Source organism: Solibacillus sp. iso_87 (assembly GCF_056173085.1).
On the sequence record NZ_JBWBUA010000002.1, the window covers coordinates 1 to 10,778 of the forward strand.

Here is a 10,778-nt window from a genome sequence, read left to right on the forward strand (position 1 = left end):
CACAAAGAAAAAAAAGGAAGCTATTTCTATGACGGGAACTAGTCTATCGAACAATCCTCTTTAAAATAATTTCTCACAGCATCTCAGAACGTTATCTAATGTTAAAATTGAACCAACCTTGTCTTAAAAAAGAATTTAATAAAAAAGCTATACAGGAGGGGCAAACATGGCCTTAAAACGTAATACAAAAAGAAAATCTACACAACCTCACACCAAAGTAACTAATTTTGGATTTGATAACACAATTAAGAAAATTGATAAGGCAATCGCTCTGCTTAAACAAAAATAGCTCAATTAATGAGATTATAGAATCAAATAAAAAAACTACGAATGAATACCACCATCCCTGCTAAAATATAATCCCTTCTTTTTTGTTCATTAACAAAACAAATCTATACAAAAAAAGCTTGAGTTAAATCACTCAAGCTAAATTATCCTTTGTTGGTATCACTAAAACACTAAGCCCCTTGTCACCATAATCCCACATTTTAATTTCTGGCGTCACACCCTCTGGTAACGTAAAAAAACATCGCTCTGACGGTCTGATAATGTCTCTATCAGCTGTACATCCATATACATAGGTAGCTGGGTGTATTAATACATCTCGACCTGTATCATTGTAATAGATCAATTGCATTCACCTTGTCACTCCTTTTTATAACCAAAGTCTATTTACCAAACAACCTAGCCCAAACGGACTTTGGTTGCTCCTTAACTTCATTCAATGCTTTCTTTAAATTCCTGATCTGCTCATTTTGCTGCTTAATTAACTCAACTTGCTCATCCAACTTATTTGAAACTCGATTTTCAAAATCTTGAAGAAACTTATCGTACCCTTGAATTTCTTCCCTTAAAGCTAAATTATCCTCCTGTTGCTTTTCCAAGAAAGTCCTTACAGCTTGCAATTCATGCATTATCTGTAACGGTATAACGGAATGTAACGGTTCAATATCAGCGTTATATGTAACGGTATTCCCTATTATAGCTTCAATATCAGTATCACTGCTTGTAACGATACTTGCAGCTTCCTCCAGAGGTACCGATTTTTCACGGTTTAAAACAATCATAGCCTTAATTAAAGCAAGATCTTCTCCTACATAATAACGGTGATTCATACTGTTACGACCGATGTTATGACCGTTATACTCCAACAATAAAGCATATTTCTTTAATACTTCGCTTCCAACCTCCAAAAAATCGGATGCTTGTTTAGGGGTAAGCTTCTTCACTGTTGAGTTCATTTCTACACCTCCAAAAACTTAAATACCTAAATTAATTATAAATTACAACCTAAGTAATATGTAAACCTAAAATATTATTCGCTGGTGCTGATCGCAACTTCACCCCCCAAAAATATAAATAATTATCGCTTAACTTAACAATTATTTGTTAAGTTTTATTCATTCAAGTGCAAACACATTAAATTTACATAATCACCATTAGAAGAAGCTGCCCTCAACAGCCCCACGTGTTTCTGTATAAAATCCTTTATATTTTTCGGTTGTTATCTCTTATTAAACCTTGTTATATCAAGACACACATATCCTTAAAGACAGCCCCTTCGTTCGCCTTTTTCTTTTGATGTTTTGCTTGTGTTCTTTAAAGTTTACCCTTACGATGGGCAGTTGGATTGGCAAACGGCTCACTCCCCCCCCTGTAACAATAAAAACAATTAATTTTATTGCTACAAGGAGGAATTAGTGTTGTTTATCCGTTACGATGGTTTAGCCATCATGGTATCCGTTTCATCATTAAATCCCACACGCTTTCACGTGTCGTTGGTTCAGGCTTTCGCCAAGTCGCCCAGGTCTGTTATTACCGACTGCTATTTCAAGCTTCCAACGCCCCCAAACAGGACAGGTCATGCTCCGATAAGATTATCTAAATCTATCTGGGAATTATACTCACCTTGCTATTCAAGACAAAATGAGTACGTCGCCATCTAACGGCCTTCTCACGCTGATTAGGCGTGGCAGTTTTTTACGTGTGCTCCTGTAAACCACGTTACACTATTAATTAAAACGCCTTCATGCTCTGTATCTATAAGACTTCTGCTTGTCAGATACATTCATTAATTAATAACTTATTCCAAACGAAAAAGAGGCTAGTGAATTCGACTTTCATCGTTTCCACTAGCCTCTTTTTTATATTTAGTGATTTACTAGTTGTAAATCACTAAAAAATCGTATAAGATGGTCTTATGAAAACAAGTGAGTGCGAATCACCTGTTTATAAAGTTACTCCGAGAATCTTTAGGGATTGCCGTCCCTTCTGAAACGCTGACGAGTAGCTTTTTTTTTCGTTCATTTATGTATTTGTTAATTATCATATACATAAACTACTAGATTCACAACTACTTTCGTAAAAAAATAGATAAATAACCACCATTTTCTATATATCTATTTGATTCAAATATTAAAAAACTTATTAAAATATTTTATCGTCCTAAATAACGCTGCAAAACATCCCAACGATCTCCCCCATGCCCCAGCTGTTTGCTAATATAATCAGCTTCCGATTGTGATATGGCAATTCGATTAACATCATGCAATCGCTCTTCTGCAAATAATTGGTCCTGCTGAATTTCATCAAGTTTATTCATAGCATAATACTGACGACATTCCACATGAATTCGCAAAGACCTATCTAAACTTGCAAAAAACAGTTTTCCTTGTTTATGTTCACTTCTGAACTTCTGAATATCGCCTTTAGAGTGATGGTCTTTACATAGATAATCAGGCATTGGCTGTATGTGATGCCCATAGGCTGCACGAATCTCCGATTCGTGACTTTTAAGACATTCAATCGCTCTCAAACGCCCTCCCTTGCCTGTTGTCACATGATATAACTTATCGTCATGCTCATATAAACTACGAGTACCAGCAACCGTTTGACGACTATCAGATGGTACAAGCTCTGAACGTCTTAATCCGAAAGCCTGTCCATAAAGAAGAACTTCTCTGTAACGCTCACGCATACGAGCATCTTCTCGCTGCTGCTCATGGCTCCTATTTATCCTTGAATTATTATTACGTAAATCAGCAAAAGAGCGTCTAGGTAGATTGTAATCACTTTTCTTTATCGCTTCATTCCAATAGCCACTCCCAATTTGAACACGATTGATCGCCAGCATATCCGAACCTATCGTATAGGCTGATTTCCCCTCATCTCGTTGACGTTGAAGATATTCCCCTGCAACATCTTTCGTAATTCCCTGCAAATTCCGTATTTCAGGATGCTTATCCTTAACCCACTTCGCAAATTGTTCAATACGGCTCAAATGCGTTTTAAGACTCAAATCGCTGTAAATTCGATTATAAATAGGCTGATTACTATTAAGGATCTTATCAGAGTGCCTGGAGCGTCCTAAACCTGCTTTAAATTGTGTGTGCAACTCACTACGGAGTTGTTGGCGTATATTTTTTGATTTTGACATAGCCCCCCTCCTTTCAATTTATTTGTCTTGCCACTAAAAAAAATGAATGGCATGACAAATAAACTGAATTACAGTTATTTTTTGTTGAGATTATGTTCAGCAGCATAAATAGAGCGTGACGTGCCCCAACCGTTCGCTGAATTATTACATCTTTCAAACCATTGGTATTAATGAATTCCTGTTGTTTTTCCATTTGTTGTCCTTCGTTAAAGATCTTTTTTCTCCTAATAAATTTTTTTATCTCGCTCACCGTCTATTCCTCCAATAATCGCTAAAAAAAACGCGATTATTAATGTCGCAATAGCCGGTTCGCAAATTATATTTGCTCCAAGTTCAAAATCTATTGCAGCTGATCGCTGCAAAATGTTCGCAAACGAACATTAAACCCTGTCGTCTTTGACGACCATCTCACACAGCGAGATGTAAAAACCAATCGCCCCTGCTATGCAGTTGCTCGCAACTGATGCTAACGCATCTCCATCATCGCCTATATACGAATCCTATTTTCCTTATCTAGCAATAGTCCTTTTTTTTTACAATTTATAATTCCAGTTCCCATAGCTAAAAGCAGCCCCCTTTTTTATTTTTAATAATCCATTCTATACAACTATTTATGTATCAATAACGATTTTCTAAAAAAACTATATAAAAAAATGTGGTTTTACAAAGATAAAAATAAACAATAGCAGTGTTGGTACCAGCACACGTTTTACATAGCTGGTCAATTTTAAAAACTTTAGAGATGGATTTTAGAGTAGGCGATTTGGATGTACATTAAGATGGTTTTAAAGAAAATAAAAAAGAATAGTTAAATTTATTGTCTTAAATGAATATTATGTTGTATAATTTAGGTAATATAAATCAAGGTTTTGGGGTTGTACTCCCAACCGTTGTAACCCAACGATAAATGTACCCTATAAATTTGGGGTTGTACTCCCAACCGTTGTAACCCAACGATAAATGTACCCTATAAATTTGGGGTTGTACTCCCAACCGTTGTAACCCAACGATAAATGTACCCTATAAATTTGGGGTTGTACTCCCAACTGTTGTAACCCAACGATAAATGTACCCTATAAATTTGGGGTTGTACTCCCAACTGTTGTAACCCAACGATAAATGTACCCTATAAATTTGGGGTAGTGCTCCCAACTGTTGTAACCCAACGATAACTGCACATCGAATTTTCAAAAAGAAGGGGCAGCTGCAAAAATAGCTGTCCTTTCTTTTTTTAGGAGGAAAGGAATTGTCAAATGGAATTAAAGAAGGAAAAGTAAGGTTTTTCTTTGTGAATGAAGATTACAATACATACTTAATGGGACTTGATAGCAAAATATCTCCAAGCAAAAAGGACGGCAAAGAAAGACCTAGTGTATCAGTAGGTATAAAATTAAATGGTCACAATTACATAATTCCAATAACTTCTCAGTATGATTCAAAATGGAATAATCAAGTTACCTTTAAAATTAAGGATGAAGATGATAACAATAAAGTAATTTCTTGTTTAAAAATTAACAATATGCATCCAACTCTCGAATCTCAACTTACTTATGTCGAGTTTGAAAAACAAGGTGAGGATTACAAACGATTACTTTATAAAGAATATGACTATATAAAAAAAAACTTAGAGTCTATTGTGAAAAAAGCAAAAAAAGTACACTCTCAAGTAGTAGTAAAAGAGCAAGATTTTTTTAAAGGGTTATGTGTAGATTATGTAAAACTAGAATCTGAGTATGCTAATTTTGGGAAATCACCAATTCCTGTACTAAACTAAATAGCATTCAAGATCACTGGAACATGAACTAAACAAATGCAAAGTGAAGAACACATCAAAAAGCCACGAAACGTTGATATCACAACATTCGTGGCTTTTTGATGTGTTCCCAACCTTTTGTTTAGGAACCATTTATGAAATTTTAAATACACTAAAACACTTAATTTAATATAATAGTGGCTATGATTAAATAAACATGTACTGCAATAAACAAAGTTAACGCAATTATTCCTACCCATTTTATCAATACCAAATTACCATTCGAAAACAAAAGGAACGCGATATATACTACTATCGCCATCACTACCATAGGTAAAGAAAAGAACCAAACCCCTTCAAATATCATCAAGGCTATTAAGTAGCTTAGAACTAAAGATACTACGCCCCCTAATATTTTACAAAATAATCCAACATTAAAAAAATTGTGAGTTACTTTATATATCAGAAAACCACCAATAGCACTTATAAACACCACTAAAACAAATATATACAAAATGGTCAGATAAACCACAGACATGCCCCCTTTTTCAATCCATATTATCATAATATTTCAACATGCCCCATTGGTTGAAATATTACCTTACCTTTCCAAATCATCGTTTTTAAAAATCCGAATTTTTAAAGGTTAATTGTTACTCTTTGAATTCATTCTTTATGTGGGGGAGATTTTTGATTTTATTTAAGTGTTCAAAGAAACCAGGAACATTACTATCTATTTTTTCTTCTTTAATTTTTTGAACAATCATTTCTTTTAAATCTTGTTCTAAATCCTCTCTATAACTAGGATGAGTTTGTAACAAAGAAGCAGATATCTTTGGCTGCACTCTGTGAATAATGAAATCAATATCTTTTTCACTTAATTGCATATTAAAGAATCCTCCTTTTTACATTACTTCAGTTTCTTTTTAAGTTTATTAATTACATTCTTTTTCATCTTTGTTACAGCCTGTTGAGTAATATTAAACATTTCAGCAATTTCTGTATCCTTCAATCCTTCAATAAAAATCAAATTAAGAAGCAATTTTTGTTTATTATTTAAGTTTTGTATTGCATAATATAAATCCTGATTTTCCACCAAATCTTCTAAATTTAAAGCCAAATATTCTGGAGTTTTATTATCTGGAACTAAATCAATTATCTTGTTATCTTCTTCAGTTTCTTTATCTAAAATAAGTTGAAATTTTTCATTTCTTTTTCTTTGTTTTTTATCAAAATGCTTACTTTCAAAATGAATTATTTTCAAAAAATAACTAATACAACGGACGAGATAAAAGTGTTTTCGAAATCGACTGTCTAACTCTTTCTTAACCTCAATATTAGGATTTTCCAAATACGCCCTATATAAGAGTTTATTTTCATTCAAATTTAAGAAATCTTTTAAAATTTTATCTTCTTCTGGTATCAATTTAATTCTACCCCCCCAAAATAGAACTTATGTTCGGTTTATACCCAAAAAAAAATGGCCCTATTCTTATTTGTTTATTATAAAGGGGAAATTAAAAAAGAAAAAACAACCTTTAAAAATAATAATAATAATAATATCAATAGGTTGTTAGAAACTCTTTTACTTCCCCTTTCATTATCGTAAGTGCAAATAAGTGCTTAACATTATTAAAAGGGGTTTTTTATATGGCAAAAGTCAATCTACGTTTACGAGCATGGATTCCACAATCTGAAGTTCGTTACCACAGTGACCAGTATTACGACTACTACTACAAAGGAGACAGTCGAGATAACCCACTATGGTCCACATTAGCATATCGGACTTCTGTGAATTTACAAATCGATACATCAAATTATTCTATAACATCAAGTAAAACGATTAAACCATCCATCTCTCACGTATATGATAAAACTGGCAAACTTTTAGCTACTTATGATGAAGGTACAGCTTCTACTAATGGTATTAATTACACAACAAGAGTAGGTAGTGATGATGCTCTTTACATTACTCTTACACATGCTGTTGCAAACCCGGGAGTAATTATTGCACCACCTGTTAAATATGAATTTACTTTGAAAGTAACACGAGTAGGCAGTGTTCGTATTACCGGAAAACATACAGCTTTTCCAGCCTTAGAATTCTGGAGAAATATTGAGGGTAAAAGTAAAGGACCAGAACTAGTTTATTCTTACGATCCTCGAAAAACAGGGGATACACCATTTTCACTTGGTCTTGGTATGACGAAGTCCGTAGATAAAGGACTTTCATACGATTCATAATAGTAATAAAAACAGACGACCTTAGTTTTTATAAGTCGTCTGTTTTATTTAAATTTAAATAAAAAATCTATAGATTTAATTAATAGTAAAAGTGTTATACTATGAAATTATTAAAAATTAATAATTATTTATAATTTTTTTATAAAAAGGGGGTTTCACCATGTATATAACTTATTTAGGGTTATTTATTATAGCAATTTTTATTAGTGCAATTGGAGGCTTTTTATCTTATAAAATACTTCAGAAAAATTTTCAATTATCCAAATCCCTTAACTATATATTAGGAGCAATAATAACTTTAATACTTAGCTATCCATTAACAAAGTTATTACTATTCGGAGGAATTTGGTTCTTTCACTTACCTGTAGCAGGACTTTCAATAATTTTATATTTAATATTCCTTAAATGGTCCAAAGTAGTAAATTCTTGAATAAAAAGAGGAGTAGCAATTGCTACTCCTCTTTTTATTCAAGAATATCTATATTTCATTACTGCTTGTGATGATGGTACCCGGACCTTTTTCACATTGTATGCATGCCAATATACTTTCGTCCAAGAGCAACTACTGCTTTTTGTAAGGCGTACTGAGTTTTCCAATTTTTTCTATCAAACTTCTAAATTAAATGTATAAATACTATATATTAACCAATAATAACGATAATAAAAAGGAGGTTGTTAGAGAATGGCAAATTGGCTCATAATAAATTCATACACTTGGGATAAAAATACGGATGGAGAAAATAAAGGGATGGCAGTACATTGCCTTGAAGGAAACTATAGATCTCCTGGTAAAAATATATATAAAGGTGTCGATCTTATCCAAAGTCTTCCACCATATGAGTTTAATGAATATACTCAAGATGACTTATGGGAAATTATTAGAGATATCACAAAGTCATGTTACAAAGAAATTTTACACCTATTACCAGGGGATTGGAAACTGATTGATTTAACAAAAGAATGGGTCTGTGATTCTTGCAGTGAAGTTCACAATAATACTGTTAAAAAATATAAAAATTATGGTCGTCTTATCTGTGAAAGTTGTTTAATACAAGAATATAAACATCAATTCAATCAAATTAGTTATGTTTATTTTATTAAAGAATCTTCAAATCATTTTGTTAAGGTAGGGCAATCTAACAATGTTGAAAAAAGATTGAATTCAGTTCAAACTAGTTCACCTGGAGAGTTAAGTTTAGAATTAAAAATTCCAACCTTTGACAGCATTTCGGGAGAGAAATTTTTCCATAAATTGTTTTCCGATAACCACGTCAGAGGTGAATGGTATCAAATAGAGGAAAATAAGCTTGAGTTTTTGAAGACATTAAATGAAAAGTTGTTAGCAAAAGGCTTTAGTTTGATTGATATCTTATGTCTTTCCCAAAAAATATATAGTAAATTTAATAGTTTAAAAGAAATTGAAGAATATATTGAAAACTGGATTGAAAAAAATCCGCAAGCTAAAACTCCCAATGATTTTATTAAAATTTATTTTGCAAAGTCGTAGATGTTGTCTAAATCAACATCTACGACTTTTTTTCTGTATCCCCATGGGTTTCTGTAAGCCTAGTTTCGTTTGATTATTACTCGATCGTGCTCAAATAATACCTTACACCTCTATAAATGGAAGTCCTCTAAAGTTGCATCAATCTGGTCTGATGTAATTCCAATATATTTAAGAGTAATACTTGGAGCCGAATGGTTAAATAACATTTGTAACGTCACGACATCCTTATGTTTCTGATAATGGTGATACCCAAATGTTTTACGCATCGTATGAGTACCTATATCATCTCGACCCAATGCCTCTGCAGCCTTTTGCATGGTTCTGTATGCTTGTGTCGTGCTAATAGGATTCGTTCCTTTTCTACTTGGAAACAAATAGTCTTCATCATTCATACCTCTTGTGTACTCCTCAATAGCTTCTCTTGTTGCCCGTGGAAGCAAGAACCTTTTTGTCTTTCCCGTTTTCTTTTCTACGATGAAGAGGTGTTGCTTTCCTCTTACATCCTTCACTTTCAATGGCACAATATCAGAAATCCGCAATCCTGTATTAATGCCCAAGTTAAACAAAAATATATCTCGCATACTAGTATAGCGAGACAACGCCCATCTAAAATCTTCAATTTCCCTTGCAGTTCTCAAAGGCTGCACGTTCTTTTCTTTCATAAAATCCCCCATTTAATTTGCAAATTAAATACAATATAATACATCCAATGTATCATATTGTATAATTTTTGTAACTATTCAATAAAATAAGGGTTTTTAATGTACGAATACATCTATTTTAATACATTCAAAAAACCGATTATCTTTCTTTATTATAGATTTTGGAAAACACTAAAAAGCTGCCAACGTTTTTGTATCAACATTGGCAGCTTTTTTATCGAGCATTATTTATACAGCTTTTTACTAGTATTTGCAAAAGTCAATTTTAGTAAAGGTTTATAAACATCTAGAATAATGTTACCTCATTACCTTTGTTGAATAAAATCTCACATATTCTTAACAAGTTAAATCCATATTTCTATATGGATTTAACACTTTCGGGTGTTACAAAGTCACAATGGAAGATAATTTAGTCATAAATAGTTACTAATTCAGATAGCTTCTCAGCTACCTCTTTAAGTGAATCTTCCTTCGTATCTAACCCACTTCTAGATGCTAATAAAGGACTTACTTCTCTAAGTGCATCATAACTTGTACCATGAACAATTGGAATTAAACGATCTGTAGCAAGTAATACAGACAGTTCTTTATCTGCAATACCCTCTTTTGTTAAACGATTTAGGAATGATGGAGTTACTAATACGATTCCAACTTTTGAAGCTGCAAGCCCTTTATCAATAGCTCGCAATAATGGCGTACCCAGCAAGACATCTTTTTCACTAAACCATACTGATACACCTAAAGACTCAAGTAAATCATGTAAATCTTTAGCTGATTCTTTCCTATCGTCCCAAGCATGACAAAGAAAAACATCTCTTAAATCTGGCTTCGCAACAGTTATTTCCTCAACTTTGTTACGAATTGGTGTAAGAGTTCTGATTTCTGCTGAAGTGTAAACTACAGGAGAAGTAGATTTTGACCATCTCGGTCTAGAACTACTACTCGAACTCCTACTAATTGTTGTATTACTACTTCCCGTACTGTTTGAAATAGAAGAATAAGACGGAGAATATGAATTATACCCACGATATCCGCCTCTACATGCTGGACAATTTGCTGCAGCACTTGCTGAACTATGCCCTCTTACTGGAGCTGTACATCTAACCATTCGTCTTCTTTCCCTCCTAGATTTATTATTTTTTAAACACTATCCAATATATTACAATAATACCATAA

11 protein-coding genes are annotated in these 10,778 nt (G+C 33.0%); 4 read left to right on the plus strand and 7 right to left on the minus strand.

Annotated elements, in window-relative coordinates:
- Window positions 1-166 precede the first annotated feature (166 nt).
- Window positions 167-289, plus strand: coding sequence for a hypothetical protein (locus tag AC0VXV_RS20190; RefSeq protein WP_475531515.1), 123 nt, complete (start codon window positions 167-169; stop codon window positions 287-289).
- Window positions 290-668: 379 nt separating this feature from the next.
- Here AC0VXV_RS20190 and AC0VXV_RS20195 read toward each other — a convergent pair whose 3' ends face one another.
- The 3 genes from AC0VXV_RS20195 to AC0VXV_RS20205 form a co-directional block, all read right to left on the minus strand.
- The gene (locus AC0VXV_RS20195) at window positions 669-1,241 is read right to left on the minus strand and encodes a transcriptional regulator (protein WP_475531516.1); all 573 of its coding nucleotides are present in this window, start codon (window positions 1,239-1,241) and stop codon (window positions 669-671) included.
- A 1,196-nt stretch (window positions 1,242-2,437) separates the two neighbouring features.
- Complete coding sequence (locus AC0VXV_RS20200; protein WP_475531517.1) at window positions 2,438-3,436, minus strand: hypothetical protein; 999 nt, start codon at window positions 3,434-3,436, stop codon at window positions 2,438-2,440.
- Between the two features lie 13 nt (window positions 3,437-3,449).
- Window positions 3,450-3,686, minus strand: a complete 237-nt coding sequence (locus AC0VXV_RS20205; RefSeq protein WP_475531518.1) for a hypothetical protein — start codon at window positions 3,684-3,686, stop codon at window positions 3,450-3,452.
- A gap of 996 nt (window positions 3,687-4,682) precedes the next feature.
- Here AC0VXV_RS20205 and AC0VXV_RS20210 point away from each other — a divergent pair.
- Window positions 4,683-5,210, plus strand: coding sequence for a type III toxin-antitoxin system ToxN/AbiQ family toxin (locus AC0VXV_RS20210; protein ID WP_475531519.1), 528 nt, complete (start codon window positions 4,683-4,685; stop codon window positions 5,208-5,210).
- 632 nt (window positions 5,211-5,842) lie between these two features.
- Here the strand turns inward: AC0VXV_RS20210 and AC0VXV_RS20215 are convergent.
- Window positions 5,843-6,076, minus strand: coding sequence for a hypothetical protein (locus AC0VXV_RS20215; protein ID WP_475531509.1), 234 nt, complete (start codon window positions 6,074-6,076; stop codon window positions 5,843-5,845).
- Between the two features lie 23 nt (window positions 6,077-6,099).
- Window positions 6,100-6,615, minus strand: coding sequence for a sigma-70 family RNA polymerase sigma factor (locus tag AC0VXV_RS20220; protein WP_475531510.1), 516 nt, complete (start codon window positions 6,613-6,615; stop codon window positions 6,100-6,102).
- 224 nt (window positions 6,616-6,839) lie between these two features.
- On the opposite strand from AC0VXV_RS20220, the gene AC0VXV_RS20225 reads away from it, so the two are divergent.
- Together AC0VXV_RS20225 and AC0VXV_RS20230 are read left to right on the plus strand one after the other, a co-directional pair.
- Window positions 6,840-7,433, plus strand: coding sequence for a DUF3238 domain-containing protein (locus tag AC0VXV_RS20225; protein ID WP_475531511.1), 594 nt, complete (start codon window positions 6,840-6,842; stop codon window positions 7,431-7,433).
- Window positions 7,434-8,115: 682 nt separating this feature from the next.
- Complete coding sequence (locus tag AC0VXV_RS20230; protein ID WP_475531512.1) at window positions 8,116-8,940, plus strand: GIY-YIG nuclease family protein; 825 nt, start codon at window positions 8,116-8,118, stop codon at window positions 8,938-8,940.
- A gap of 110 nt (window positions 8,941-9,050) precedes the next feature.
- Here the strand turns inward: AC0VXV_RS20230 and AC0VXV_RS20235 are convergent, their stop codons facing one another.
- On the minus strand, window positions 9,051-9,602 hold the full coding sequence (locus AC0VXV_RS20235) for a site-specific integrase (RefSeq protein WP_475531513.1): 552 nt from the start codon (window positions 9,600-9,602) through the stop codon (window positions 9,051-9,053).
- Between the two features lie 409 nt (window positions 9,603-10,011).
- The gene (locus AC0VXV_RS20240; RefSeq protein ID WP_475531514.1) at window positions 10,012-10,710 is read right to left on the minus strand and encodes a toll/interleukin-1 receptor domain-containing protein; all 699 of its coding nucleotides are present in this window, start codon (window positions 10,708-10,710) and stop codon (window positions 10,012-10,014) included.
- Between the last annotated feature and the right edge of the window lie 68 nt (window positions 10,711-10,778).

What these genes read in the sequence shown, in the direction of transcription:
- AC0VXV_RS20190 (WP_475531515.1), top strand. Translation starts at nt 167, where the DNA reads ATGGCCTTAAAACGTAATACAAAAAGAAAATCTACACAACCTCACACC.
- AC0VXV_RS20215 (WP_475531509.1), bottom strand. Translation starts at nt 6,076, where the DNA reads ATGCAATTAAGTGAAAAAGATATTGATTTCATTATTCACAGAGTGCAG.
- AC0VXV_RS20240 (WP_475531514.1), bottom strand. Translation starts at nt 10,710, where the DNA reads ATGGTTAGATGTACAGCTCCAGTAAGAGGGCATAGTTCAGCAAGTGCT.
- AC0VXV_RS20235 (WP_475531513.1), bottom strand. Translation starts at nt 9,602, where the DNA reads ATGAAAGAAAAGAACGTGCAGCCTTTGAGAACTGCAAGGGAAATTGAA.
- AC0VXV_RS20195 (WP_475531516.1), bottom strand. Translation starts at nt 1,241, where the DNA reads ATGAACTCAACAGTGAAGAAGCTTACCCCTAAACAAGCATCCGATTTT.
- AC0VXV_RS20200 (WP_475531517.1), bottom strand. Translation starts at nt 3,436, where the DNA reads ATGTCAAAATCAAAAAATATACGCCAACAACTCCGTAGTGAGTTGCAC.
- AC0VXV_RS20225 (WP_475531511.1), top strand. Translation starts at nt 6,840, where the DNA reads ATGGCAAAAGTCAATCTACGTTTACGAGCATGGATTCCACAATCTGAA.
- AC0VXV_RS20230 (WP_475531512.1), top strand. Translation starts at nt 8,116, where the DNA reads ATGGCAAATTGGCTCATAATAAATTCATACACTTGGGATAAAAATACG.